The organism is Nonomuraea sp. NPDC049141, assembly GCF_040648415.1.
Classification (GTDB): Bacteria; Actinomycetota; Actinomycetes; order Streptosporangiales; family Streptosporangiaceae; genus Nonomuraea.
The window spans coordinates 268,296-294,016 of record NZ_JBEZDR010000005.1 but is presented as its reverse complement, the minus strand read 5'-3'; the positions used below and the strand labels follow the sequence as shown (position 1 = coordinate 294,016).

Below are 25,721 nucleotides of genomic sequence, written 5' to 3'. Positions count from 1 at the left end.
AGGCGGAGGCGGGGCGGGGGTAGGTGCCGAGCCGGATCAGGCCGACAACGGGTTCACCGCTCGATGGTGCAGGCCGGTGACGGGGATCTCGTGCAGGCTGCCGGAGTACAGGTACTGGGTCATGCCGACCAGTAATCGCCGTACGTCCTCCTGGGGGCGGACCACCAGCCGGAGGAACTGGCTCGTCGTGCCCAGCTTGTTGCCGCACTCGCGTACGTACACGCCGTGCTCGGAGAGCAGGTGGTCGCGCAGCGGCACCCCGTCGTGCCCGGGTGGCAGCTTCACCAGCAGGAAGTTGCCCTGTGAAGGCAGGACGGAAAGCTCTGGCATCGCGCTGAGCTGGTGGTACATCGCCCTTCTGTCCTGGGTGAGCAGCCTGAGGCTCTCCTGGTACTGGGGCATGCATTGCTTCATCATGAACACCACCACCTCGGCGAACGAGTTGAGGTTCCACTTGGGCAGCGCGTCGCGTACCTTCCCGACCAGCGCCGGGTTGGCGACCATGTAGCCGAACCGGATGCCGTGCAGCCCGAAGTTCTTGCCGAGGCTGCGCAGCACGATCACGTTGGGCCGGACCGCGGCCTCAGCGGCCACGCCCGGGTACGGCTCGGCGTCCACGAAGTCGCCGAACGACTCGTCGACGATCACCAGGTCCAGGTCGATGAGCTGGTCGAGCAGCCACAGGACCTCGTGTTTGGGCAGGTAGCCCCCGTCGGGGTTGTTGGGGTTGCAGATCACCGCCACCCGGGAGCCGCGCATGCGGATGAAGCGGACGTAGTCATTGACGTCGAGGGCGAAGTTGCGGCTCTCCATCAGCGGGTACATGTCGACCCGCTTCCCGGTCTCCATCGGCTGGTCGGTCCAGCGGCCGAAAGTGGGGATCGGCACCGCCAGGCTCTCCTTCACCAGCAGGTGGTCGATCCAGGTGATCAGCTCGGTGGACCCGTTGCCCATGGCGACCGTCTGGGGATGAAGCCCCAGCGTGGAGCAGAGCTCCGCGGTGATCGTGCCCGCGTCGCTCGGATAGAACTTAAGGATCGTCTCCAGGTTCCTCCCGAGATGCTCGAATATTTCCGGGGTCGGGAAGTATGGGTTACACGGGATGCAGAAGTCCACCGGGGCACGCTGTCCCGATGATCCGCGCAGCAGTGAGAAGTACGAAGGGCTGTGCGCCTGCGCTCGCAAAAGGCTGAGCTCCACGACACCTCCTGGGGCACGTGTCCGGACGTGAGTAGGTACGCGTGGCTTTGGGAGTCGGTTCAGCCGATAACGACCTTTCGGCCCGCGCACTCGCCGGACGATCCCGCCCACAGCCCTACTTTGCGGACCACATTCCCAGGTGGGAACCCGTGTCGGACGCCTGGAGAGCGGCCGGGTCGAACGAGCGGGCGCCGTCGGTGGTCAGACCGCCGGTCGATCCGGGCAGCACCCAGGCCGCGCCGGTGCCGGTGGCCGTGCCGCTCTCTCCGGGGGCGCCGACGCCAAGGTCGGCCTTGCCGTCGCCGTTGAGGTCGCGCAGGCTGACGGAGGCGCCGAACCTGTCCCCGTTCTCGGCGGTCCCGGGCACGCCCGGACTGGCCTGCGTGAACAGCCGCGCACCGGCCGGGCCGTCCCTGCCGCCGCGGAACAGCAGCACGGCGCCGCCACCGGCCTTGCCAGGCAGCCCGGCGGCGAGGTCGGCGCACCCGTCGCCGTCCACGTCCCCGGCGGCCAGATCGAAGCCGAACTGGTCGCCGCGCACCCCCGTCCCCGGCACGCCGGGGCTGCCCTGGGTGAGGGTACGGCTGCGACGGCCGGGGCCGTCCGCCGAGCCGTACAGGACCTTGATGGTGCCCTTGTCGCTCTTGAGCGTGTCGACGGAGCCGCCGGGGGCGAGGCGCATCACCAGGTCGCCGTAGTGATCGCCGTCTATGTCGCCCACCGTGGCGGTGGTGGCGGCGTCCAGTCGCACCGGCCGTCCGGCGAGGCCCTGCGGGCCGCCCTTCCAGAACAGGGACGGCTCGGCCCGCTCCTCCCAGGCATGCATGGTGACCAGGTCGTCCTTGCCGTCGCCGGTCAGGTCGCCCGCGACCAGCCTGGTCGGCTTCTCGTAGGACCCGCCCAGGGTGACCTTGCGGGCGGGGCGGCCGTCACGCTGGAACGGGCCGTGAAAGACGTTCACCGTCCCTCTCTCGCCGGTGGCGACCAGGTCGTCACTGCCGTCGCCGTCGAAGTCCCCGGCGGCCAGCTCCTGGCCCTCGGCCCGGTCGACCAGGTCCGGCGAGACCCCGGGGCGCGGCGGGTCGATCAGCGGCGTGCCCAGCGCCAGCCCGTCCTTGCCGCCCCACAGCAGGGTGACGAACCGCCGGTCCAGATCGAACGGGTTGTACGAGCCGACGGCCAGATCGGTGTAGCCGTCGGCGTTGAAGTCGCCGGCGGCCGTGCGGGCCCCGAACGCGTCCGCGGCCACGGGGTCGTTCGGCACGTTGGAGCTGTCGAGGTGGAGGATCCGGCGCCGGGCGGGATCGACACCAGTGGCCGCCCCATACAGGATGGCGATATATCCGGCTTTAAGGGTGTGGCCGACCGTGCCCGAGGGGGCCGAGATCGCGTAGTCCTCGTAGCCGTCACCGTTGAAGTCGACGACGCTGCCCCCGTGAGGGGTCAGTACAAGGGACGCGCAGATCACCGCACTTGCGACAGCCCACACAGATCCTCCACCTGGCCCTCGATCTCAGCACGATACACAACGAGTGGTTGACACCATCCCGGTCGAGCAGAAAAGATACGGTCGTCCGTACAACTTAGGACGTGAGCGTATGACCGACTGGGAACGCCGGCTGGGTCTCGACCCGTCAGCCGCTGTGCCGCTCTACTACCAGCTCCGCGAGCGCCTGCGGGCGGTCATCCGCGACTGCGAGCCCGACACGCTGATCCCCGCCGAGAAGGACCTCATGGTCTACGCGGGCGTGAGCCGGGCGACGGCCCGCCGGGCGATCGGCGACCTGGTGCAGGAGGGCCTGCTGGTGGCCAGGCAGGGCAGCGGCACCTACACCGCCCCGCTGGCCGTGGCCCCCGAGCTGGGGGCGCGCCCGGCCGGCTTCACCGAGACGATGGCGCGGCTCGGCCGCAAGCCGACGACGCGGGTGCTCAAGGCCCATCTGCAGCCGGCCGGCGCCGACGTCGCCGTGGCGCTCGGCCTGCGCGAGGAGCAGCAGGTCGTCTTCGTCGAGCGGCTGCGGCTGATCGAGGGCGCGCCCTGCATGCTGGAGAGCGCCCACCTGCCCGCCGAGCTGGTGCCCGGCATCCTCGACGAGGACCTGACCGGCTCGCTGTACGACCTGCTGCGCATGAAGTACGGACTGACCCCCGCGAGCGGCAGGGAGACCATCGGGGCGGTCAACGCCGACTACCGGCTCGCCGAGCTGCTGCACGTCCCCATCGCCGCCGCCCTGCTGGCGACCGCCCGCAACACCTGCACCGAGAGCGGCGTCGCACTCGAATACACCATCCGCCACGCGCGCGGCGACTTCGCCGTGTTCTCCGTGGAGCTCAACGACGCCAAGAACGCCCTGATGGGCCAGTAACCCCCCTCCCACCACCCCCCAACACCTCGCCACCTCGCGGTCCGGTGGCGGAGCCCTGCCTTCCGGAGGTTGAGCATGACCATGTTGACCCGGCGCAACCTGCTCAGAACCGCCGCGCTGGCCACGGCGTCCGGCGTGCTCGCCGCCTGCGGCTCGGACCCGGTGGCCACCGTGCCGGCCGACGGGGTGCCGCGAGGGAAGATCTCCGTCTGGCTGCACCAGACCAAGTCGTACGACGCGGTCTTCACCCCGCTGTTACGCAGCTACATGCAGGAGTTCGGCGGCGTCGACATCACCCCGCTCTACGTGCCCTCGGACAAGCTCGACGCCAAGCTGCTGACCGCCTTCGCCGGCGACGTGCCACCCGACCTGTTCAAGATCGGCGGTTGGACCATCCCCGGCCACGCGCGCAAGGGTCGGCTCGCCCCGATCATCCCCAAGGCCATGGGGGTGGCCGATGAGAAGGCGCTGATCCAGGACTACGACCCGCACGCGATCGGCTCGCTGTCGTACGAGGGCAAGGTCTACGGCGTCCCCATCGACTACACGATCTGCTACCTCTACTACCGCCGGGACAGGTTCATTGAAGCCGGGCTGGATCCGGACAAGCCGCCCACGACCTGGGAAGAGGTCGCCGAGTACAGCAAGAAGCTGACCTCGGCCGACGGCAAGAAGGTGGGCCTGCAGTGGATCCTGGGCAATCCGCAGTGGACGCTGATGCAGCTGCTCGCCCTGGTCAAGGGGAAGGGCGGCGGGATACTCAGCGCCGACGCGAGCAAGGCGACGCTGGCCACTGACGCGGGTGTCGAGGCGCTGCGTTACTACGGGAGCCTGGGCAACGCGAAGCTGTCGAACCCGCTGTCCGGCTTCGGGCTGTTCGCCACCGGGGAGGCGGCCATGCTGGTCTCCGGGCTGTTCGCGATGGACCTGTTCCCCACGCTGAGCCCCAAGCTGACCTTCGGCAAGGTCTTCGACATCGCCCCGATGCCGCGCTGGGACGCCGGCCAACCCGTCGCGCCCGCCTACACCTGGGGCTGGGCGGTGGCCAAGCAGTCGAAGCTGCCGTACACCGCCTGGCACTTCGTCGACTACCTCCAGCGCGAGGACGTCGCGGCCAAGCAGCTCAAGGACGCCAGCCTGCTCACGCCGGTCAAGGGCTGGGAGAAGCTGACGGGAGCCGACCAGAAGGCGCTGGACATCATGGCGGCCGCCGCCCCGCACGCCGACTTCGGCCCGCAGACGCCGGTGTGGAACGAGATGGCCAAGTCGCTGACCGACGCCGCCGACGCGGTCGCCTTCGGCAAGAAGACGCCCGAGCAGGCGGCCGCGGACTTCGACCAGGCGATGCGGATCACGCTGTGACGGTGTCCTTACGGCTGGTGCCGCCCATCGCCCAGGTCTCGGGCAAGGGCCAGCGGTGGGCGGAGGCCCGTACCGGCGGCCTGCTGGCCCTGCCCGCGGCGGTCTACTTCACGGTCTTCTGGCTCGTGCCGTTCGTCGTGGCCGTGTATCTCAGCTTCACCAGCTACGACCTGGCCGGGACGCCCGAATGGACCGGCCTGGACAACTACCGCAGGATGCTCGGCGACCCCGGCTTCTGGAACTCGGCCCGCGTCACCGCCGCCTACACGATCGGATCGGTGGTCCCGTCGATCGTGCTCGGCCTGGCGATAGCGGTGCCGCTGAGCAAGCCGGGCAGGTACAACGCCTTCCTCCGCGGCCTGGTCATGATCCCGGCGGCGATGCCGCTGGTGGCCACCTCGATGGTGTGGTCGGTGATCTTCGCCGAGAAGGGCCTGGCGAACGCGCTGATCGGGCTGTTCGGGGCGGCGCCGAAGCCGTGGCTGACCGACGAGGGGCTCGCGCTCTGGGCCCTGGTGATCATGACGACCTGGAAGCACCTCGGGCTGTTCGTGATCATCCTGACCGCGGGGCTGCAAGGGTTGCCGCTGAGTGTGTTCGAGGCGGCCGCGCTCGACGGCGCCGGTCCGGTGCGGATCTTCTACCGCATCACGCTTCCGTTGCTGCGCCGCACGCTGCTGTTCGTGCTGGTCATCGCGGTGGTCGGGGCGATGCAGTCGTTCGTGCCCGCCTTCCTGCTGACCAAGGGCGGACCGGCCGGAGCCACCGAGGTGCTGCCGCTCTACCTGTGGGCGACCGGCTTCGGGTTCGAGCGCATGGGCTACGCCTCGGCGATCGCGATGGTGCTGCTGGTGGCCATGCTTCTGCTCTCGCTGGTGCAGTTCAGGGTGCTCAGGGGAGGCGAGGAAGGGTGAAGGTGGTCCGCGGCACGCTGCTGACGCTGGTCGTCGCCGTCCTGCTGCTGCCGGTGTACGCGATGTTCGCGGTCTCGTCCGCGTCGGACGTGACCGATCTGGGCGGGTTCGGCTTCGACGCCTCCCAGCTGGGCGCGCATGTCTCGCAGCTGTTCAACCAGGGTGACTTCCCCGTCTATCTGGGCAACAGCCTGATCCTCTCGCTCGGCATCGGCGTCCTCGAAGTGATCTTCTCCTCGGCCGCCGGGTACGCGCTCGCGCAGCTCCGATTCCCGGGCAGCCGGGTGCTGTTCGCGCTCATCGTGGGGACGCTCTCGCTGTCGCCGATCGTGGTGCTCGTGCCGATGTACCTCATCGTCAAGGAGCTGGGCTGGATCAACTCCTATCAGGGCATGATCGTGCCGTTCATGATGAGCGCTTTCGGGGTGTTCCTGGTCCGTCAGTTCGCCCTGGCGATACCGCGTGAGCTGCTGCTGTCGGCGCGGGTGGACGGTGCGAGCGAATTGCGGATCTTCGTCCGCATCGGGGCGCCGCTGTTGCGGCCCGCGCTGCTCACGCTCTTCCTGCTGCAGTTCCTCGCGCAGTGGGACAACCTGCTGTGGCCGCTCATCGTGGCCAACGATCCCGGCCTCTGGCCGCTGCCCGTGGGGCTTTCCCAGCTCCAGACGGAGTACGACTTCAGCATCGGCCTGGTCAGCACCGCGGCCCTGATCACGGCGGTGCCGCCGCTGGTGCTGATGTTCCTGCTGCAGCGCTACTACGTGGCCGGGCTGACCCTGGGAGGGGTACGGAAATGAGCGCGTTCGGGGAATGGACCACGGCGTACGGGCTGCCTGCCTTCGCGTACACGATGGACCAGGAGCGTGACCCACGCGCCGAATGGGATCCGGTCCTGGATCCGCTCACCCGCCGGCATTTCCTCCATGTCGGGAACCGGCGTATCACGTTGGTCACGGACAACTACGGGCTCAGCGACCTCTTCGACGAGCACACCGGGCTGCTGTGGCTGACCCGGGGCACGGGCGTCACCCGCGCCGGAGCCCTTTCCACCGATATTTCGGGATCGGAGCGGATTTTCGGGCCGACGTTCGCGATCGTCCGGGTCGCCGATGACCGGGTGACGCTGGAGCGTACGGTGCTGTGCCCTGAGGGCGAGTGGCCGTGGGTGCTGATCCGGCTGCGCGTACGCAACCTGCTCGACGAGCCGGTACGACTGGAGCTGACCGAGGAGTGGACGCCCGGAGCCGCCCGGGTCGAGCTCATCACCGGCGCGAAGCCGGCCGACGATCCCGGGCTGGAGCTCGAACTCATCGGCGGGGCCAGGACCGGGGCCGGCCGCCTGACCATATCCCTCGATCTGGCGGCGGGCGAAGAGCGGCTGCTGGGTCTGAGGTACGGCCTGCTGGACGGCGGGACCGCAGCCCCGCCGTCCAGCAGCGGGACACACGGCGGAGCCCTGTCGTCCAGCGGCGGGACACACGGCGGAGCCCTGTCGTCCAGCGGCGGGACACACGGCGGAGCCCCGTCGTCCAGCGGCGGGACACACGGCGGAGCCTCGGCGTCCGGCGGCTGGACGGACGGTAAGGCGAACGGCCGGGCGGACACGGCGGCGGAGGCGTTCGACGGCAGCCTCGCCGCGCTGCGTGACCGGTTGCCCAAGGCGGTCGCGGCGCGGGCACCGGAGGCCGAGCGGGAGGTCCCGTGGCACGCGGCGCTGCTGACCGGCGCGGCCTGCGCCGACGGCGTGCTCGGCGGGCACACCCTCGACCAGGGCTCGTGCTACTCCTTCCGGCACGGCTTCAACGGCGCCGCCCGCGACCCGCTCCAGCACGCGCTCCCGCTGGTGTACATCGAGCCGGACCTGGCCCTGTCCGTGCTGCGCAACACCTGCGCCTGGGGCGGCCCCGACGGCGACCTGCCTTATGCGCTCGGACCGGACAAGCGGCCATGGACCGACCTGTTCCGCCCCTCGGACCAGAACCTGTGGGCCCTGTGGCTGGCGGCCGAATACCTGAGCGCGACGGGCGACCTGGCGGCCTTCGCCGACGCCGCGCCGTACCACCCGGTCCATGGGGCCGCGCCGGTGCCGCTCGGCGAGCACCTGCGCCGGCAGTTCAGGTTCCTCACCGACGTGGTGGGCCGGGGAGAGCACGGCCACCTGCGGATCCTGAACGCCGACTGGAACGACATGGCCATCACCGAGAGCGGAGTGGACCGCGAGGTGATGATCTCGCACGGCGAATCGGTCCTGAACTCGGCCATGGCCGCCTGGGTCCTGCCGCGTTACGCGATCCTGGCCGAGCGGCTCGGCGACGACGCGACCGCGGCCGAGGCCCGCAAGCTCGGCGAGGAGCTGCGCGACCTGGTGGCGGGCGAGTGGAACGGGCGGTGGTACCGCCGCGCGTACGGCCCCGGAGCGGTCGTCGGAGAGTCTGACATGTGGCTGGAAGTGCAGCCTTGGGCCATTCTGAGCGGTGCCGCGCCGCCCGAGCGGGCTGTGGAGCTGTTGCGCACGATTGAGCGGACCGCCGCCGCCGATTCGCCGCTGGGCGCCCGGCTGCGCTGGCCCGATCGGGGCGCCTACGGTCCCGGCGGGGTCGGCACGATCTGGTACGCGATCAACATGACGCTGATCTGGGCCGCCGCCGAGCACGTTCCCGAGCTGGGCTGGCAGTGGTGGCGCCAGATGTCCCTGGCCGCCCATACGGCTGCCTACCCGGACGTATGGGAGGGCACGCTGTCCGGCCCCGACGCCTACCTGGCGCCCGAGACCGAGCGGCCGGGCCGCACGTGGGACCTGGCCGAGGTCGGCGTCGCCATGCAGGCGTACCCCGTCGCCAACCTGCACAGCCACTCCCAGCCGTTGCTGGCCTACCTGCGGCTGCTCGGCGTCGAGCCGTTCCGCCCGGCCAAGGCGCCCGATGACGCCGGGTTCGAGTCGCGAGTCCTGCGGATCGGGCCGTGACACGGCTCGGGGTCGACGTCGGCGGAACGTACATCAAATGGGTGCTGCTCGACGGGGACGACGTGGTCAGCATGGGCACCGTCCCCACGCCGCCGAACCCCGACGAGACGATGGCGTTCGTGGCCTCGCTGGCCGCCCGGCGCGTGGAGAGCATCGGGATCGGGCTGCCCGGCCACGTGGACCGGGAGACCGGGACCGCGCTGTTCGTGCCGAACCCGCCCGGAGACTGGGACGGCTATCCGGTCGGCTCGCGGCTGGGCGCCCTGACCGGGACCCCGGTGACCGTGGTCAACGACGCCCGCGCGTTCGGGCTCGCGGAGCTGCTCCTCGGGGCGGCTCGCGGGCTGCCCGACGTGCTGTTCGCGGTCCTCGGGACCGGGGTGGGCGGAGCGGTGGCGCTGCGCGGCGGGATTCTCGTCGGCCCTCGCGACAATCTCGGCGAGATCGGGCATGTCACGGTCGCCCCGTGGGGACCGGAGTGCTGCTGCGGCAACCGGGGTTGCGTGGAGACGTTCGCCGGCGCGTCCGGCATCGTGCGGGCCTTCGGCTCCGGTCCGCCCGAGGCCGTCGCCGAGGCCGCCAGGGCGGGTGACGGGCGGGCGCAGGGCGTGCTCTCCAGAGCCGGCTGGGCGCTCGGCATCGCGCTGGGCGACGCGGCGGCGTTCTTCGGCGTCAGCACGGTGGTCGTGGGTGGTGGGGTCGCCGGCGCGCTCGATCTGATGCGGTCCGCCCTGAACACGGAACTTGAGCGGCGACGTCCGCTCATCGGGGACATCGCGGTGCTACCTGCCGTACTCGGCCCGATGGCAGGGGCGATCGGCGCCGCGCTCTATGGGAGGAGATCTGGATGAAATGGATACGGCGCGCGATGGAGTTGCTCGGCGAGATCGAGCGGACACAGGAGGAGACCCTTACCGCGGCGGCGCACGTCGCGGCCTCAGCCATCGGCGGCGGGGGTGTGGTGCACACGTTCGGCACCGGACATTCGCGGATGGGTGTGGAGGAGATGTTCCCCCGCTACGGCTCCTATCCCGGCTTCCACCCGATCGTGGACCTGTCGACCACCTTCTACACCCAGGTGGCCGGGTCGAACGGGATGCGGCAGGCGATGTTCATCGAGCGGGTCGAAGGACTCGCCGACGCCATCCTGGCCAACTTCGAGCTGCGGCCGACCGACGCGGCCATCGTGTTCAGCGTCAGCGGGCTGAACGCCGTGCCCATCGAGATGGCGATGGGACTGCGTAAGGCGGGGCTGCCCGTGGTGGCCGTGACGTCGATGCGGGAGACCACGGCCGTCGAGCCCGGTCATCCCAGCGGGACCCGGCTCGCCGACCACGCCGACGTGGTGATCGACCTGTGCACCCCGGTCGGTGACGCGCTGTGCTCCGTCGACGGGCTGGCCGAGCCGGTCGGTCCGGGCAGCACGCTGGCCGCCGTCTCCGTGGTCAACGAGATCAAGGTCCGTACGGCCGAGCTGCTCGTCGCGGGCGGCTGGATCCCGCCGGTCATCTCCAGCGCCAAGCTCGTCGGCGGCCCGCGCTCCGAGGAGCTGTTCGAGGCCGCCTACCTTGAGCACGCCCGCCGCGCCGCCGACGTGCTCAGGAAACCATGAGCGCCGTACTGGTGGCCGGTTCGGACGGCGGCATCGGCCGCGCCTGCGTGGCGGCGGTCGAGGCCACCGGCGGGGCCGCCTTCGGCGTGGACCTGGCCGGTGGGATCGACATCACCGCGCCGGGGCACGCGGAGAAGGCCCTGGCCCAGGCGACGGCCGTACACGGGCAGATCTCCGGCGTCGTGCACGCGGTCGGCATGTCCGGCCGGTCGCTCGGCGACGGCGGCGTGGTCGAGTGCACCGACACGGCCTGGCACGAGGTGCACCGGGTCAACCACGAGTCGGTGTTCCGGCTGCTGCGCGCGGCGATCCCGGCGATGCGGAAGGGCGGCTCGATCGTGGTGATCGGCTCGGCGCTGGGCTCGTCGCTCGACGACGACTTCCGCACCGTGGCCTACGCCTCGGCCAAGGGCGCGCTGATCCCGCTGATCAGGACCGCGGCCCGCGAGGCGGCGCCGCACGGCGTACGGGTCAACCTGATCTCGGCCGGGCTGGTGGCCACGCCGATGAGCCGCCGCGCCCGGACCTCCGAGACCGTCAAGGCCAAGCTGCCCTCGCTGATGCCGCTCGGTGCCGGGCCGTGCGAGCCGGAGGAGGTCGCGCAGGCCGTGCTCTGGTTGCTGTCGCCGTCGTCCGGGCGGACCACGGGCGCGGTCATTCCCGTCGACGGAGGGTGGCACCTGCGATGAACGTGCTGTGGGAAGGCGACGTGGTGGTCGCGGGCGGGGGCAGCGCCGGGTGCGCGGCCGCCGTCGCCGCGGTGCGTTCCGGGGCGTCGTGCCTGCTGGTGGAGTCGGCGGGCTTCCTCGGCGGTACGGGCGCCGCGGTGCTCGACACCTTCTACGGCTTCTACGCCCCCGGCCCCGTCTCGCGGCGGGTCGTCGGCGGCGTCGGCTGGGAGGTGTGCGAGCGGCTCTTCGAGGCCGGAGCCGCCTTCGAGCGGCCCAACACCTATGGCGCGGGCACCGGGGTGACCTACGAACCCGAGGAGCTCAAGCTGGTCTGGGACGCGCTCGTCCCGGACGCGCTTTTGCACGCCAGGGTCTGCGACTTCGTGCCCGGCACCGGCGTCGTCGTGGAGACCGTGGCGGGCCGGTTCCTGGTCAAGGCCCGGGTGGTGATCGACGCCACCGGGGACGCCGAGGTGGCCTGGCGGGCCGGCGCCACCCTCGAACGCCCGGGGATGCGGCTCCAGCCGATGACGGCCACGTTCCGGCTCGGCGGGGTCGATCTGTCCGCCACCAGCACGGCGGAGCTGCACGCGCTGATGGCCGACGCCGATCTGCCGCGACGCGAGGGGTCCGTGCACAGGACCGTGCATGACGGGATCGTGCACACCAACCTCACGCGGGTGACCGGCCTCGATCCGACCGATCCGGTCCAGCTCGCGGAGGCCGAGCGGGTGGGGCGGCGGCAGGTCCGCGACTACGTCGGCTTCCTGCGGGCGAAGGTGCCGGGGTACGGCTCGGCCGTGCTGCTGAGCACGTCCGTACGTATCGGCGTACGGGAGTCACGACGCCTGGTCGGACGATATGTCCTGACTTCTGATGATGTGTTGGCCGGGAGGGATTTTCCCGACACGATCGCGCGGTGCGGCGCGCCCATCGAGGACCACGCCTCGGGGGACGCCACCCGCTGGGAGTACGTCCACGATTTCGGCACCTACGGGATCCCGTACCGGTGCCTGCTGCCGGTCGAGGTCGGCGGGCTGATCGTGGCCGGGCGCTCTTTGTCGGCCACGCACGACGCCCACGCCTCCGCCCGGTCCATGGGGCAGTGCATGGCGATGGGGCAGGCGGCGGGGACGGCGGCGGCGCTGGCCGTACAGGCGGGGGTGGAGCCCGCGGCGGTGGACGTGGAGCTGCTGCGTAAGCGGCTGCGAGAAGGAGGAGCGCTGCTGTGACGGTCCGGACCGTGCTGGGGGACGTCGAGGAGCTCGGCATCACCTACGCGCACGAGCACCTGTTCATGACCGGTGACTGGCCGGTGCGCAACGAGCCGGACTACCGGCTCGACTCCCTGGACGCCGCCGTCGTGGAGGTGACGGAGGCGCAGCGGCTCGGCCTGTCCGCGGTGGTCGAGATGACGCCGCTCGGCTTCGGCCGCAGCCCGTCGCTGATGAAGGAGCTGGCGGAGCGGACCGGGCTGCACGTGATCGCGGTGACCGGGTTCCACAAGAGCGGTTACTACAGCGACGCCCACTGGCTGCACCACTACTCGGTCGACGAGATCACCGAGCTGCTCGTGACGGAGATCGAGCTGGGCATGGACGAGTACGGGCTGGTGGGGCCGCTGGTGCGGCGGTCGTCGGCCCGCGCGGGGGCCATCAAGATCGCCACCGGGTACCACGCGTTCGGGCGCGGGGTGGCGCGGCTGATCAGCGCGGTGGCCGCTGCCGCGCGGCGGAGCGGGGTGCCGGTCGTCACCCATTGCGACAAGGGCACGATGGGGCACGAGCTGCTCGACGCGCTGGCCGCCGAAGGGGTGGCGGCCGATCGGGTCGTGCTCGGGCACATCGACCACAATCCCGATGCCGGATATCTCGTCTCATTGGCGGAGAGAGGGGCATATCTGGCCTTTGATCGGCCCGGACGTATCAAGTACGGCCCGGACAGTGACATCGTCGCGCTCGTCGCCGAGCTCGCCGAGCACGGGCTGGGGGATCGGGTGCTGTTCGGGATGGATCTGGCGCGCAGATCGTACTGGCCGAGTCTGGGTGGCGGGCCCGGCCTGCCGTACCTTCTGGAGCGGTTCGTGCCGCGGCTGGAGGCCGCGGGGCTGGGTGAGGTGGCCAAGGCGGCGCTGACCGGCAACCCGCGCGCCGCCTTCGCACTGCGCCGCTAGGGCAGGTTCTTCTCGACCTGGTTCTGCCAGTTCGTGTTGGTGTTGAGTTCCGGGGTGGTGCCGGCGAAGGCGCCCCTGGCGTAGGTGTCGCCCTGGAGCTGGTACATCAGCCAGGCCGTCACGTAACCGAGGAAGCCGCCGCCCGTGCCCTGGATCGTGTTGTGGTCGGCGCCCTTGAGCTGCGCCTTCGCCGCCGCGCCAGGGACCTGGCCGTAGTACGTCTGGAGGGCCGAGTTGGGGGAGATGAGGGTGTCGTTGGCGCCGCTGACGAACAGCACCGGGCAGGTGAGCTGGTCGACGTAGAACTTGTCTCCCGAACTCACCCAGATCGGCGCGGGCAGCGCGATGGGGATGACGGTGTCGATCAGGCCGCCGGACTTGGTGGCGGTGTTCACCGCGCCGCCGGCGCCCTGGGAGTGGCCGACCGCGCCGACCTTCGTCACGTCGAGCTTGCCGTAGAAGACGCTGGAGCTGTCGGTGTTCCTGGCGATCAGGTACTGGGCGGCGGCGATCATCTCGGATCCGGTGCCGGTCGTGGTGTCGGTCGAGGCGACCACGGCGAAGCCCCAGGAGGCGAGCTGGTTGAGCAGCCCGGGATACTGCGTGGGCACGGCGCCCGTGCCGTTGCCCCAGGTGATGATCGGATGCTTGACACCCCCGGCGCCTAAATCGGCCGGGTAGTAGAGCTTGTAGCCCGGCGCGTCGGCGGTCGCGACCGCCCAAGGACCGGCGACCTTGTAATGCGCCTCGATGGTGTCCGCGGCCTGGGCCGGTCTGGCCACGACCCCCAGCATGAGCACCACGACGGCCACGAGAAGCTTCATACGGCCTCCACAAGTTGTACGGATGACCGAAACTGTCGCTTCACAAAGGACCGCTGTCAATGGTTGGATCAGGCTCATGGAGCACGTGCCTTCCGCCGCCGAGATGCTCGGCTGGATCGAGACCGTCGTGTCGCGGGGCATCCGCCGGCCGGGCTATCCGGCCGACGGGTGGACCGAGCGGTGGCTGGCCGAGCGGCTGACCGAATTCGGGCTGGAGGTCGCGCTGGAACCGGTGGAGGTGCCCCGCTGGCAGCCCGGCACCGGGGTGCTGCGGCTCGACGACGGCACGGAGCTGGCCGGGTTCCCGCTCCCGCACACCGCGCCGACCGACGGCCTGCGCGCCAGGGTCGTGCCGCTCGCCGACGCGCGGCCCGGCGACATCGCGGTGGACGAGCTGGCCTTCACCGAGCTGCCGCAGTCGTACGTCAGCACGCTGGCGACCTCGGCCTACGACCCGGAGGGCGTCTTCGAGACGCTCGTCCAGACCATCCCGTTCGGACCCCGGATGATGGAGGTCGTCGAGCCCGCACTGGAGGCGGGCGCGGCCGGCTTCATCGGGGCGCTGACCGGGCTGCCATGGGAGACACGCGACTACTACGTGCCCTATGACGCGGTCGAGCGGCCGATTCCCGGTCTGTGGCTGTCGGGGAGCGATGGCCGGCGGCTCCTGGACCGGCTGCCCTGCATGGGCGAGCTGGTCGCCCAGTCGGTCACCGACACCGTGACCACGTACAACGTGGTCGCCACGCTGCCCGCCGACTCGCCGCACACGGTCATCGTCGCCTCCCACCACGACGGGCCGTGGGCGTCGGCCGTCGAGGACGCCTCCGGCGTCGCGCTGGTCCTGGCCGCCGCGCGCCACTGGTCTCAGGTGCCCGCCTCGGCCCGGCCGCACAACCTGGTGTTCCTGTTCACCTCCGGGCACATGGCGCACGCGGCGGGCACGAGGGCGTTCATCGAACGCCACCGCCCGCTGCTGGCCGACGTGGTGCTCCAAATGCATCTCGAACACGCCGCGCTGCGCTGCGAAGGCGTGGACGGTGCGCTCGTCCCCACCGCGGATCCCGAGGTCAGGTGGTGGTTCACCAGCCAGCTGCCGCAGCTGGAGAAGCTGGTCGCCGAGACGCTGGAGACGGAGGGACTGCGCCGGTCCTTCGTGCTGCCGCCCGACGCGTTCTCGCCCATGCCGCCCACCGACGGGGCGTTCTTCCATCCTGAGGGCGTGCCGCTCGTGCACTTCCTGTCGGCGCCGATGTACCTGTTCGACTCGGCGGACACCCTCGACAAGGTCGATGTGGCGGGGCTGGAGCCGCTGGCCCGCGCTGCCGTACGCATCGTGGCCGGGACCGCCGGGTGGTCGCCTCAGCGCTGGTGATCGAGGGCTTCCTGGTACTTCGCGGCGTCCTCCAGGCTGAGCATGGGGTGCGAGTAGATGTCGATCAGGGTCTGGGCGAGCAGACGGTCGCCCTCCGGGCTGTACACCTCGACGCCCATGGCCCGCGAGATGTGCTGGTGGAGGACGGATACCGACAGCGCCATGGCGGTGACCACCGCCGCCCGGGCCTTGCGGGGCACCTGAGGGGGATCGGGCCGGCTCCTGTCGTACTCCACGATCCACTCCTCGCTCAGCCGCACGAGCTCGTCGAAGACGGTCGCGGCCCGACCCTCGGACAGGGCCCGCGCCACATACTGTTGGTACGGCCCGAAGGTGGCCCTGGCGACGGCCACATAGTTGACGTCACTCGGTAGGGTGTCGGCCCGGACCTGGTCGTTGAGCCGGCGGACCAGCTTGGCGAGGTAGTCGTCGCAGGCATCGCGCAGCGCCTCTTTGGAGCCGAAATGGTGGCGGACCAGCCCGGATGACACTCCGGCGGTCTCGGCGATGCCCCGGATCGTGGCCCGCTCGAACCCGTGCTCACCGAAGTGCCGCAGTGCCGCGTCTCTGATCCGGGCACGGGCGGTGAGGTCTTCGGGGTCGGGTCCGATCGTCACACTGTCACCGCCGAATTGTGTAGCCCACTACTTGACCAGGAAGTCTACTATACGTAGGTATAGGGCCGGAGGGCGAGGGTAGCCGCAGCCCCGTGACACAGGCGGAGGTGGCCGAAGGCCCGACGGAGCTGCCCGAGCGCTCCTGGCGGGATGTGCTCAAGCGGACCGTCAAGGAATTCGGCGACGACAATCTCACCGACTGGGCGGCGGCGCTCACCTACTACGCGGTCCTGTCGATCTTCCCGGCGCTGCTGGTGGTCGTCTCGCTGCTCGGGGTGTTCGGCCAGTCGGCGACCCAGCCGCTGGTGGACAACCTGGGCGCCATGGCTCCGGGGCCCGCGCGGCAGATCATCGACACCGTCCTGCAGTCCTTGCAGAACGGCCGGAGCGCCGCGGGTTTCGCCACCGTCATGAGTGTCGCCATCGCCCTGTGGTCGGCCTCCGGCTACGTGGGAGCCTTCATCCGGGCCTCGAACGTCGTGTACGAGATGCCGGAAGGCCGCCCTGTCTGGAAGACCTTGCCGCTGCGCCTGGCCATCACCACCGTGCTGGTGCTCCTGATGGCGGTCGGCGCGGTCGCCGTCGTGTTCACCGGCGGGCTCGCCGACCAGGCGGGCCGGTTCCTCGGCATCGGCCAGACCGCCCTGACCGTGTGGGGCATCGCCAAGTGGCCGATCCTGGTCGTCGTCGTGACGCTGGTGCTGGCCCTGCTGTACTGGGCGGCGCCCAACGTTGTGCACCCCGGGTTCCGGTGGATCACCCCCGGCAGCCTGCTGGCCGTCACGGTGTGGGTCATCGCGTCCGCCGTGTTCGGCTTCTATGTGGCGCACTTCGCGTCCTACAGCAAGACCTACGCCGCGCTGGCCGGTGTCATCGTCTTCCTGGTCTGGCTGTGGATCACCAACATCGCGGTGCTGCTCGGCGTGGAGTTCGACGCCGAGCTCGCCCGCGAACGCGCCATCGAGGCCGGCCAGTCTCCCGAACGGGAGCCGTACGTCGAACCGCGCGACACCAGGAAGATGGACCGGCCGGACGATCAGGACAACCCCTCGACGTAGCCTTCGCTTCCGTCAGGACAGCACCTCCACATAGCCCTCGCTGCCGTTCACCCGGATGAGCTGGCCGTCGTGGATGCGCTCGGTGGCGCCCCGCACGCCGACGACCGCCGGCAGCCCATACTCCCGGGCGATCACCGCGCCGTGCGTCATCACGCCGCCGACCTCTATGACCACCCCCTTCACCGAGACGAACAGCGCCGACCAGCTCGGGTCGGTGAACACCGTGACCAGGATGTCGCCCTCTTCCACCTCGGCGTCCTCCATGCTCAGGACGACCCGCGCACGCCCCTCCACGACGCCCGACGACACCGGGATGCCCGCCAGCGCCCCCTCCGGCCGGTTGCCCGCGTCGTACTCGCCGTTGATCACCTCACCCTCCGAGGTGATCACCCGCGGCGGGGTCAGCTTCTGGTACGACTCGTGCGCCTCCCGCCGCTCGGTGATCACGGTGTAGTCCAGCCGCCCGGTGTTGACCACCTCTCTGAACTCCTCCAGAGACAGGAAGTACACGTCCTCCGGGTCCTTGATCACTCCCTGGGCCACCAGCTTCCTGGCCTCGCCCATGAGCGCCTGCTTGTACAGGCCGTACCGCTGCAGGCACGCGTGCTTGGAGTACTCCCGGTAGCCGATGAAGTGGCGCATCAGGCTCATCTGCCGCGCCGCCTTCTTCGCCTTCCGCTTGCTCGGCAGCTTGGCCAGAAGGTCGGCCATCGTACGCTCGGCCTCCGCGCGCCCCTGCTCGATCCTGCGTTCGCGCTCGCCGGGCGCGAAGTTCTTGATGTTGCCGAGGATGAGCGGGACGAGCAGCGTCGGGTCCTCGCTCCATCGTGTCCTGGTGAGGTCGATGTCCCCCTGGCAGTGCATGCCGTACTTGAGCAGGTACTCCTCGATGACGGGGCGTACGACGTCGCCGCCGTCCCGTTCGGAGAGCCCGCTGAAGAACGTGTCGCGCTCGGCTTCACCTTCGCCGAGGTAGTCGATGACGTCCGGGTACCGCCGCACCACGTCGGACACGTACAGCAGGTCGAGTCCCATCGCCGCCACGACGTTGTGGTCAGCCGATTGACCGACGGCGTCGGCGGCGTTCTTGACGCCCAGCCAGGCGTTCATGTGCTTGTTGACCCAGTTCACCGACTGGATGCCGAGGAACGCCGCGGCCACGCTCCGCGGCTCGAACATGATGTCGGTCAGCTCGCGGTGGTCCTCGATGATGAACGCGAACACCTCGTCACCGGACTTGCCGGCGATCGCCTCCCGGAGCCGCGCCACCGACGCCTCGTTCTGTGCGATGAGCTCCGGGACGACGCGGGGATCGTCCTCGCGGGAGAGCTTGAGGTACTGGCGGGCCATCGGCAGCGGGCCGCCTTTGCCGAAGTTCATCACCGACGTCTTGCCGTGAGCCAGGGACTGGACGAAGTCCTTCCTGCTCAGCACGGTCCGCAGGGCGTTGGCCATCAGCACGTCGACCTGGCCGAGGCTCTTGAGCGTGACCGGCCTTGCCCACGTCGACGAGAGCTCGTTGGACATGTCCTTGTAGAACCGGTTCCCGGCCACGTCCATCTTCGGCCGGCCGAGCCACTCGTCCAGCAGGAGGAAGAACGACAGGCCGAGCGGGGTGAACGCGTCGGTCATCATCTGCCGGTGCCCGTACGAGATGTAGACGTGGTTCTTGCCGTCGTGCGAGACGGGAACGGGGTACAGCGTGGTGATGGGACGGCTCTGCAGCACGTGGAACACGCCGTCGGACAGCCCCCACTCGATGTCCTGCGGCCGGCCGAAGTGGGCCTCGATCCGCCGCCCGAGGGTCTCCAGCTGGAGAATCTGCTCGTCGGCCAGGGTCTGCGCGTTCTGCCGCGCGGCCTCCACCGGCCGCTCCTCCGTGCCGCCGCCCGCCGAGGCACGCAGCTCCATCGTCTGCGTGGAGACCACCTTGTCGATGATCCGTCCCGCCTTGACCCGGTAGGTGTCGGCGTTGACCAGACCGGACACCAGTGCCTCACCCAGGCCGTAGCCCGCGTCGATCGAGACCACCCGGCGGTTGGACGTGACGGGGTCGGCGGTGAACATGATGCCCGCCGCCTCGGGGAAGACCATCCGCTGCACGACCACCGACACCTGGACCGCGCGGTGGTCGAAGCCGCTCCTGATGCGGTACGCCACCGCGCGGTCGGTGAACAGCGAAGCCCAGCACCGCCTGACGTTGTGGACGACCGACCCGGGCCCCCGGACGTTCAGGTAGGTGTCCTGCTGGCCGGCGAAGGAGCTCGACGGCAGGTCCTCGGCGGTGGCGCTCGACCGTACGGCGCAGGGGACGTCGCCGAGCTCAGCCAGGTGGGTGACGATGTCGCGTTCGATCTCCGCCGGCACGGCCAGGGCCTCGATCGCGGCGCGAAGGCGGGTGCAGGCGGCGGCGATGGCCGGGCGGTCGTCGGCCCGCAGGCCGGCCAGCCCGTCGATGAGCGCGCTGACCGTGGGGTCCTGCTCCACGACTGCCCGATACGCCGCAGTGGTCACGCAGAACCCGTCAGGCACGCGAACACCGTCGATGCCGGACAGTCCGCCGAGGTTGGCGCCCTTCCCGCCGACCTGGGGGAGCTGGGTTTTGTCGATCTCGTGGAAGCCGAGTACGTAGGCGCTCATCGCTGAATCCCATCTGCCCTCTCGTACGGAGGGCTACGAGCTACTAGCAATACAGTACAGTACTGTATTGAAATCAAACCGCAGGAGGCCCCATGCCCTTCGATCACCCCGGTTCGCCGCTCGGGCCGGTCCGGCGACGTGCGGCTAGAATGCGGCCGTGTCGCGCCCCTTCGCCGGCGCCTTCGTCCGCACCTTCGCCGGTACGTTCGCTGGCGCCTCACCCGGCCCGTACGCCGGGCCCTTCGCCGGCCGCTGGCCCGCCATCTTCGCTCGCCGCTTGCCCGGCACCTTCGTCGGCGCTTTCGCCGGCCGCTTGCCCCGCGTCTTCGCGAGCATTTTCGCCGGCGCGTTCATCGGCGCTGACGGGATGAGCGTGGTGACTCTCCCCGAGTGGTCGACATGACCGGCACCGCAGCCTCGCAGCGGCCGGCCGGTCGGCCGCGCAGCCAGGAGGTGGACGCGGCCATCCTCGCCGCCGCGCTGGACCTGCTGATCGAACGAGGCGCCGTGCTCACCAGCATCGAGCAGGTCGCCCAGCGGGCCGGCGTGACCCGGGCCACCGTCTACCGGAGATTTCCCGACAAGACCTCACTGCTGATCCAGGCCATCGAGTCGGTCCACCAGGCGCCCGAGTCGGAGATCCTCGACTGGCCGGACATCGACCGGATGCTGACCGACTGGGCTACCTATCTGAGCATGCCCCGCAACCGCTGCATGCTCCGCCGGCTTTATGGCGCGGTGGACGACTATCCCGAGCTGCTCCAGACGTACCGCAACTCCCGCAGCGGCCCCCGCGCCTCGGCCGAACTCGCGACACTGAGCCGGGCCCGCGACAACGGCCAACTACCGCCTGACAGGGACCTGAACATCATCCAGCAGGTGCTGACCGGCGCGATACTGCACCATCTCGGCGCCTACCCGGACTCGACGAGCGCGGACGACGTCAAGGCGTACCTCACGGCCGTACTCCAGCAGGTCGGCTACCACCCCTGACAGGCAAGGGCCTCCCTCTTTGGGCGCTTCGCGCTACGGAAGGTCGGGCTGTGTTCAATGGGGGGCTGCGCCCCCATGCCCCCACAAAAGCATGGTCCTCGCTCCGCGCGGGCGCTCTTATTGGGGGCTTCGCCCCGGGCGAGGGGCTTGCCAGCCCCTCGCGCTCCCCAGCGGTCAGCCGATTCGGCTTCGTCCACTATCTGTCCAGCATCTCGGCGGTAGAAAACGAGCCGCGCAAGTTGCTGCCATAAACGCAAGGCATTAAGATCATCGGCAGATTATTTTCGCCGAGCAAAGCTTCGGTGTGACCGCTCCCGCGCCCATGCGCGTTCGAGGGCCGGTCGAGCATTGCCATATGTTCGGAGCGTCGGGCACGCAAAGTGGTTAATCGATGTTCTCCCTCTGATCCGAAGGTTTCTCATGGATATTTCGAGAGTCGCCCGTTCCGCCGTGATGGTCTTAACGACCGTTGCCCTGGTCTCGACAGCTTCTGCCTGCGGAGGCAGTGCCGACACCGCAAGCAGTGCCGACACCGCAGGTAGTGCCGACACCGCAGGTAGTGCCGACGCCAAGCCCGTCGACAAGGCAGCCCTGATCGACGCCATGACGAAGAAGGCGCCGGAGACCAAGGATCTCCCGGCTTCGACCCTCGACTGCATGGTCGGCGCGATGATGAAGTATGGCGACCAGGCCACGCTGCAGGGCATCGTCGACGGCAAACTGGACGTCAGCAACGACTTCAAGGCCTTCGGCGCAAAGGAGAAGCAGGTGCAAAGAGAAGTGAGCGATTGCTAGCGCTGCCCCCACCCCGATGGTCAACCGACCTTAAGTTCCGCTGGTAAATACCCCCACAAGCAAGGACCTCCCTTTGGGCGCTTCGCGCTACGGAGGTCAGGCTGTGTTTTATGGGGGGCTCAGCGCCCCCCATGCCCCCACAAAAGCATGGTCCTCGCTCCGCTCGGGCGCTCTTATTGGGGGCTTCGCCCCGGGCGAGGGGCTTGCCAGCCCCTCGCGCTCCCCGACGATTGGCCAATTCGGCTTCGTCCAGTACATCTCCGGTAGAAAACGAGCAGCGTCTTGCAAGGAGGCGCCGGAGTTGGTCGGCAGCGAAACTGAGGTGTTCGGCGCTCTTGAGTGGCTCCGGAAGATCGATTGAGCGGAGCCTCCGCCGGAGGCTTGGTCGAGCATCACGTCACTGGCCGTCCCCTCCCGGTGAGGAGCGCCCTGCCGGGAGGTGCTTCCAGTTTTAGACGGTCACGTCGAACTCGCCGTCTTTGACTCCCGAGACGAAGGCGTCCCACTCGCTTGGCTTGGGTGAAGATCGACGCAGGGCCGTTCGGGGCCTTGGAGTCTCGGACCGCAACAAGCCGGCCCTTTGTCCGTCGAGACGACGGCCATTTTCACGGCAATGTGCTGGCTGAAACCCCGATAGGTGCGAGGCGGTGACGGGAAGATCAGCCGCAATGAGGCCCAGCTCGATGCGCCGGGTGAAGTTCAAAGATGATCGCTTGTAGGTCGCCCCACGGCGCGCCGCGATGAGGCCCAGCTCAATGTGGCCCCTGAGAGCCGCTCCAGGAAGAGAGAGCCCTCGCCGATGGCAGTGTGACCGCGAGCACCGTGCCGCCTGATACGACGGCAAAGCCCGTATGCTCCCGAGTTGTGCTGCACATTCAGGCCGCCGAGGACCTGCTGGCCACCGCCAGTTTGGAGGTTGGCCGAGAGCAAGCGCCAGTGGCCGCGAGACAGGATCGGATCGGGATTGAACTCCCCACGGCAGTGGCCGAGTGGTTCGCTGGGCTGGATCGCCCGACGAGCAGTATCAAACCGACTGAACTTGGTCTGGCGCTCGGGTTGTGAAGCGGATCGGTGACTGCACGGAGGCTGATCGCGCTCGGCGGGTTGCAGTTCATTCGCCGGACAGCTCTCCGGCCGGGAAGACCGTCATTCATGAGAGCGATCGCTGGTGGCCCGGTGAATAGTTCTCGTCCGCCCTGATGTCGACCGGCCATGAGCGGTCAGCCCCAAAGCCGGATCGTCTGCCAAACCTCTTGAACATCGCGCGGCTGTCCCCGGCTCGACTCCGTGACGACAGTCCGGCCGTTCGTCCGCTCGGTATCGCGCTCGACATCGTCCTGGAGGTGAAAGACGACGGCAGCCCGCTGCTGACCCCTATCAGCGCAATCATCGTGACGGTGAAATAGATTCGGCCCAGCCGTCAACCTGGCGGGCCGCCGGAGGCATCCACCAGGCGTGAACACCGACGAGGAGTACACCGCGTACGTCAGCGGACGCCTGCTCTGGTTACGCCGGATCGCGTACGCCCTGTGCCGGGACTGGCATCGGGCCGACGACCTGGTGCAGACGGCGATCACGCGGCTGTACGTCAAGTGGCGCCACGCCCGCGAGGCCGCCGACCTGGACGCGTACGTACGGGTGATCCTGGTCCGGGTCTTCCTGAAGGAGCAGCGGGCCGGCTGGTTCTCCCGTACCAGGCTGAGCGCGGCACCGCCCGAGGCAGCGGCCCGCGCGGGGGACGCGGACCTCGCCATGGATCTGCACCGCGCGCTGGACCTGGTGTCACCGCGGCAGCGGGCCACCTTGGTGCTGCGCTTCCACTGCGACCTGAGCGTGGAGCAGACCGCCGCGGTGCTCGGCTGCTCCACCGGAACCGTCAAGACCCAGACCGCCCGCGGACTGGCGGCCCTGCGTGTGCTGCTGGACATGGCGGCGACCAAGGAGGATCGCTGATGGACCTCAAGCCAATATTCGACACGCTGGTGCCGGAAGAGCAGCCACCCTCGCGGGTGGACGTGAAGGGCGCCATCCAGGCGGGACGCAGGCTCCGCCACCGCCGCCGGGCGCTGGCGGTCCTGGTGCCCGTCGCCGCCGCAGCCGCCACCGCGCTGGTGCTGGTGACCGGGTCGCTGACCGCGCCCGGCCGACGGGACGTGGCCACCAGCCCTTCACCCACGCGCACCGGTGAGCTCCGGCCCGCCGCCGAGGTCTGGCCGTCCGCGGTCACCACCATCCCCGCCAAGGCGGCGGACGGCTGGACGTACCGGCCCGTCACCGCGATGAGCGCCACCGAGTTGTTGCTGCGGGCGGACAAGTCACCCCAAGAGGGGCGCAGGCTGGAGGTGTACGACACGGCGCGGCGAAAAGCCACGATCCTGGGCGAGATTCCTAACGTGCGGGACTACTCCTTCCCCCAGGGCGTCGAGCTTGGTCCCACGTACATCCTCTGGTGGGCCACGGTTCTGAACGCGCGCGACGCCGTCGATCTGTGGGTGCTGCCCCGCTCGGGCGGAACGGCGGCCAGAGTGGCCCGGATCAGCGGGCCACCGAGGTCGATCGACCGCATCGGGGTCCTGCGTGACCGCGTCGTCTGGTCGGTCAAGGAGGGCGGGCTGTACTCGGTCCCGATCACCGGAGGCACGGCGCGGGCCATGCCCGGCACCGATGGCCTGCACCTGGTGTCCTGGCCCTGGGCGGCCGACGCAGGGCAGGTCATCGACCACCAGGTGAACCAGCGCGTGCTGGTCAACCTGGAGACCGGCAAGCGCACTCCTCTGCGCGCGCCGAAGGGAGTCAAGCAAATGCGCTGCGCCCCGACCTGGTGCGCGGCCATGCAGGGCGAGCAGGCGGTGGCGTGGCGCCGCGACGGCGGTCGCCCGCAGCCCTTGCACGGCACCTTCGACGCGATGTTCTCGCAGATCCGAGGGGATCGGTTCGTGAACACCGGCCCGCAGGTGTACGACCTCGCGACCGGGCAGGGCGCCGAGATCGGCTGGAAGACCGCGAAAGGTTTGATAGCCATGAGTTTGGGCCTTTCATCCTCACCCAGCCTGGTGATCAGTTGGGACGCGCAGCCCTGCGCGAACCCCTGCCTCCAGGGGAAGGCCCCCGAACTGACGGTGCTCAACCTGGCAGCTGTGCCTGGCTGATCAGGCGCCCCGGGATCCGGCGGGTGAGCAGCACTCCCCAGCTCAGCACGATGAACACGTGGACCTGCGTCTGCGTGACATCGGGCAGCTCACCCAGCCGCAGGGCCATCGCGTCGTCTTCGCCAATCCCGACGGACAGCGACCGGGACAATTCACCCAAACCCGGTCGAGGCCCGGATCCGGCGGCCTGCGCGTGCGTGTCCACGACTGAGGCGCCCTCGCTATGACCTATCGGACGGCTCCATCCAGCAGGTCGGCCCAGAGGGACCACGCGTCGTTGATCGACATCGGCTGTGTCTCATGCACTTGATGTCCGCCATCGAGTTGGACAGTTCGGCGGAGGAGCCCGCGGCTGCCGCTGGAGCAGAGCTCGTAAACCGTGGCTCGGCAGGCGCATGTCCAGGCGAGAGGGCGAAGGCGCTCAAGGGTGCCGCAAGATGGCTCCCATTCCAAGCGCACGTGATCTTTCCGTGGTGTCGATACGTGTCGGCTCACGCACTGACCGAGCGCGATTGCAGCCAGCTCCGATGGCGTCATGGCCGCATCATAAGCCAATAAAGCTATAGCGCGCCATAGCGTACCTAGCGCGCTGTCCATCGCCATGGCGCGGCATGTCTCCCTAACGTTGCTGCAATGGTGGAGTTGAAGGCGAATCAGCCCAGGTGGCGGCAGGTGCACGCGATCATCACCGAGCGCATCCGCACGGGCGAGTACAAGACGGGAGAGCGCATCCCGTCCTTGATCGACCTCATCGAGGAGTTCGGGATCGCCAACGCCACCGGCCAAAAGGTCATGCGAGCTCTCCGCGCTGACGGACTGATTCGCACGGAACCTGGCATGGGCAGTTTCGTGACCACCCCTGAAGAGCGCCAGGAGATCAAGGTGGAGCGGGCGATGCGCTCGCAATCTGAGTGACCAACTGGGTGGCAACGGCCACGGACGGGCTTGGATCCCTGCGTCTGTCTACGCGTGAAAGATCAGGTGAGTGGGAGTATTGCTCGTCCTCC

General features: G+C 69.4%; 26 protein-coding genes. 20 read left to right on the top strand and 6 right to left on the bottom strand.

All coding sequences use genetic code 11. The features are described 5' to 3' along the window. Positions 1-36 precede the first annotated feature (36 nt). Both AB0B91_RS17410 and AB0B91_RS17405 read right to left on the bottom strand, forming a co-directional pair. Positions 37-1,200, bottom strand: a complete 1,164-nt coding sequence (locus AB0B91_RS17410) for a histidinol-phosphate transaminase (protein ID WP_358319979.1) — start codon at positions 1,198-1,200, stop codon at positions 37-39. A 115-nt stretch (positions 1,201-1,315) separates the two neighbouring features. Continuing rightward, the gene (locus tag AB0B91_RS17405; protein WP_358319976.1) at positions 1,316-2,689 is read right to left on the bottom strand and encodes an FG-GAP-like repeat-containing protein; all 1,374 of its coding nucleotides are present in this window, start codon (positions 2,687-2,689) and stop codon (positions 1,316-1,318) included. Positions 2,690-2,798: 109 nt separating this feature from the next. On the opposite strand from AB0B91_RS17405, the gene AB0B91_RS17400 reads away from it, so the two are divergent. The 10 genes from AB0B91_RS17400 to AB0B91_RS17355 all read left to right on the top strand — a co-directional run bounded on the left by AB0B91_RS17400 (position 2,799) and on the right by AB0B91_RS17355 (position 13,263). Next, the gene (locus AB0B91_RS17400; protein ID WP_358319973.1) at positions 2,799-3,566 is read left to right on the top strand and encodes a GntR family transcriptional regulator; all 768 of its coding nucleotides are present in this window, start codon (positions 2,799-2,801) and stop codon (positions 3,564-3,566) included. 75 nt (positions 3,567-3,641) lie between these two features. Beyond that, positions 3,642-4,928, top strand: coding sequence for an extracellular solute-binding protein (locus AB0B91_RS17395; RefSeq protein ID WP_358319970.1), 1,287 nt, complete (start codon positions 3,642-3,644; stop codon positions 4,926-4,928). Positions 4,929-4,930: 2 nt separating this feature from the next. Then, positions 4,931-5,842 carry a sugar ABC transporter permease gene (locus tag AB0B91_RS17390; RefSeq protein WP_358319968.1) on the top strand — a complete coding sequence of 304 codons (912 nt, stop codon included), beginning with the start codon at positions 4,931-4,933 and terminating at the stop codon, positions 5,840-5,842. Continuing rightward, positions 5,839-6,639, top strand: coding sequence for a carbohydrate ABC transporter permease (locus tag AB0B91_RS17385; protein ID WP_358319965.1), 801 nt, complete (start codon positions 5,839-5,841; stop codon positions 6,637-6,639). The genes AB0B91_RS17390 and AB0B91_RS17385 overlap by 4 nt, the downstream gene beginning before the upstream one ends. Further along, entirely contained in the window at positions 6,636-8,807 is a 2,172-nt protein-coding gene (locus tag AB0B91_RS17380; RefSeq protein ID WP_358319964.1) for a hypothetical protein, read from the top strand. The genes AB0B91_RS17385 and AB0B91_RS17380 overlap by 4 nt, the downstream gene beginning before the upstream one ends. Then, positions 8,804-9,658: an ROK family protein gene (locus tag AB0B91_RS17375; protein WP_358319961.1), complete on the top strand. Its 855-nt coding sequence runs from the start codon at positions 8,804-8,806 to the stop codon at positions 9,656-9,658. The genes AB0B91_RS17380 and AB0B91_RS17375 overlap by 4 nt, the downstream gene beginning before the upstream one ends. Beyond that, the gene (locus tag AB0B91_RS17370; RefSeq protein WP_358319959.1) at positions 9,655-10,419 is read left to right on the top strand and encodes an SIS domain-containing protein; all 765 of its coding nucleotides are present in this window, start codon (positions 9,655-9,657) and stop codon (positions 10,417-10,419) included. Before AB0B91_RS17375 ends, AB0B91_RS17370 begins: the two co-directional genes overlap by 4 nt. Further along, the gene (locus AB0B91_RS17365; RefSeq protein WP_358319956.1) at positions 10,416-11,108 is read left to right on the top strand and encodes an SDR family oxidoreductase; all 693 of its coding nucleotides are present in this window, start codon (positions 10,416-10,418) and stop codon (positions 11,106-11,108) included. The genes AB0B91_RS17370 and AB0B91_RS17365 overlap by 4 nt, the downstream gene beginning before the upstream one ends. Beyond that, complete coding sequence (locus tag AB0B91_RS17360) at positions 11,105-12,322, top strand: FAD-dependent oxidoreductase (RefSeq protein WP_358319954.1); 1,218 nt, start codon at positions 11,105-11,107, stop codon at positions 12,320-12,322. The genes AB0B91_RS17365 and AB0B91_RS17360 overlap by 4 nt, the downstream gene beginning before the upstream one ends. Beyond that, on the top strand, positions 12,319-13,263 hold the full coding sequence (locus AB0B91_RS17355; RefSeq protein ID WP_358319951.1) for a hypothetical protein: 945 nt from the start codon (positions 12,319-12,321) through the stop codon (positions 13,261-13,263). The genes AB0B91_RS17360 and AB0B91_RS17355 overlap by 4 nt, the downstream gene beginning before the upstream one ends. Here AB0B91_RS17355 and AB0B91_RS17350 read toward each other — a convergent pair. Next, the gene (locus tag AB0B91_RS17350) at positions 13,260-14,087 is read right to left on the bottom strand and encodes an alpha/beta hydrolase (RefSeq protein ID WP_358319948.1); all 828 of its coding nucleotides are present in this window, start codon (positions 14,085-14,087) and stop codon (positions 13,260-13,262) included. The two genes, AB0B91_RS17355 and AB0B91_RS17350, sit on opposite strands and share 4 nt — an antisense overlap. Positions 14,088-14,163: 76 nt before the next feature. Between AB0B91_RS17350 and AB0B91_RS17345 the strand changes: the two genes are divergently transcribed. After that, a complete protein-coding gene (locus AB0B91_RS17345) occupies positions 14,164-15,462 on the top strand; it encodes a M28 family peptidase (RefSeq protein ID WP_358319946.1) in 1,299 nt (432 codons plus the stop codon). Here the strand turns inward: AB0B91_RS17345 and AB0B91_RS17340 are convergent. Continuing rightward, positions 15,450-16,079, bottom strand: coding sequence for a helix-turn-helix domain-containing protein (locus tag AB0B91_RS17340; RefSeq protein WP_358319943.1), 630 nt, complete (start codon positions 16,077-16,079; stop codon positions 15,450-15,452). The two genes, AB0B91_RS17345 and AB0B91_RS17340, sit on opposite strands and share 13 nt — an antisense overlap. A gap of 92 nt (positions 16,080-16,171) precedes the next feature. Here AB0B91_RS17340 and AB0B91_RS17335 point away from each other — a divergent pair, with 92 nt between their 5' ends. Then, positions 16,172-17,137 carry a YihY/virulence factor BrkB family protein gene (locus AB0B91_RS17335; protein ID WP_358319940.1) on the top strand — a complete coding sequence of 322 codons (966 nt, stop codon included), beginning with the start codon at positions 16,172-16,174 and terminating at the stop codon, positions 17,135-17,137. Positions 17,138-17,149: 12 nt separating this feature from the next. On the opposite strand, the gene rph is transcribed toward AB0B91_RS17335, so the two are convergent. Next, positions 17,150-19,777, bottom strand: a complete 2,628-nt coding sequence (rph, locus tag AB0B91_RS17330) for a rifamycin-inactivating phosphotransferase (RefSeq protein ID WP_358319937.1) — start codon at positions 19,775-19,777, stop codon at positions 17,150-17,152. Positions 19,778-19,934: 157 nt separating this feature from the next. Between rph and AB0B91_RS17325 the strand changes: the two genes are divergently transcribed. From AB0B91_RS17325 to AB0B91_RS17295, 7 genes are all read left to right on the top strand, one after another. Continuing rightward, positions 19,935-20,180 (top strand): hypothetical protein, encoded by a 246-nt coding sequence (locus tag AB0B91_RS17325; protein ID WP_358319935.1) that lies wholly within the window; start codon positions 19,935-19,937, stop codon positions 20,178-20,180. Next, entirely contained in the window at positions 20,177-20,770 is a 594-nt protein-coding gene (locus tag AB0B91_RS17320; protein ID WP_358319933.1) for a TetR/AcrR family transcriptional regulator, read from the top strand. The genes AB0B91_RS17325 and AB0B91_RS17320 overlap by 4 nt, the downstream gene beginning before the upstream one ends. A 420-nt stretch (positions 20,771-21,190) precedes the next feature. Continuing rightward, complete coding sequence (locus AB0B91_RS17315; RefSeq protein ID WP_358319929.1) at positions 21,191-21,565, top strand: hypothetical protein; 375 nt, start codon at positions 21,191-21,193, stop codon at positions 21,563-21,565. A gap of 864 nt (positions 21,566-22,429) precedes the next feature. Continuing rightward, on the top strand, positions 22,430-22,627 hold the full coding sequence (locus AB0B91_RS17310) for a hypothetical protein (protein WP_358319926.1): 198 nt from the start codon (positions 22,430-22,432) through the stop codon (positions 22,625-22,627). 191 nt (positions 22,628-22,818) lie between these two features. Beyond that, the gene (locus AB0B91_RS17305; RefSeq protein ID WP_358319923.1) at positions 22,819-22,971 is read left to right on the top strand and encodes a hypothetical protein; all 153 of its coding nucleotides are present in this window, start codon (positions 22,819-22,821) and stop codon (positions 22,969-22,971) included. A gap of 49 nt (positions 22,972-23,020) precedes the next feature. Continuing rightward, positions 23,021-23,518, top strand: a complete 498-nt coding sequence (locus tag AB0B91_RS17300) for a sigma-70 family RNA polymerase sigma factor (protein ID WP_358319920.1) — start codon at positions 23,021-23,023, stop codon at positions 23,516-23,518. Further along, positions 23,518-24,714: a hypothetical protein gene (locus AB0B91_RS17295; RefSeq protein WP_358319917.1), complete on the top strand. Its 1,197-nt coding sequence runs from the start codon at positions 23,518-23,520 to the stop codon at positions 24,712-24,714. The genes AB0B91_RS17300 and AB0B91_RS17295 overlap by 1 nt, the downstream gene beginning before the upstream one ends. On the opposite strand, the gene AB0B91_RS17290 is transcribed toward AB0B91_RS17295, so the two are convergent. Continuing rightward, the gene (locus tag AB0B91_RS17290) at positions 24,689-24,823 is read right to left on the bottom strand and encodes a hypothetical protein (protein WP_358319914.1); all 135 of its coding nucleotides are present in this window, start codon (positions 24,821-24,823) and stop codon (positions 24,689-24,691) included. The genes AB0B91_RS17295 and AB0B91_RS17290 overlap by 26 nt on opposite strands. A gap of 524 nt (positions 24,824-25,347) precedes the next feature. Between AB0B91_RS17290 and AB0B91_RS17285 the strand changes: the two genes are divergently transcribed. Continuing rightward, positions 25,348-25,629: a winged helix-turn-helix domain-containing protein gene (locus AB0B91_RS17285; protein WP_358319911.1), complete on the top strand. Its 282-nt coding sequence runs from the start codon at positions 25,348-25,350 to the stop codon at positions 25,627-25,629. Positions 25,630-25,721 lie beyond the last annotated feature (92 nt).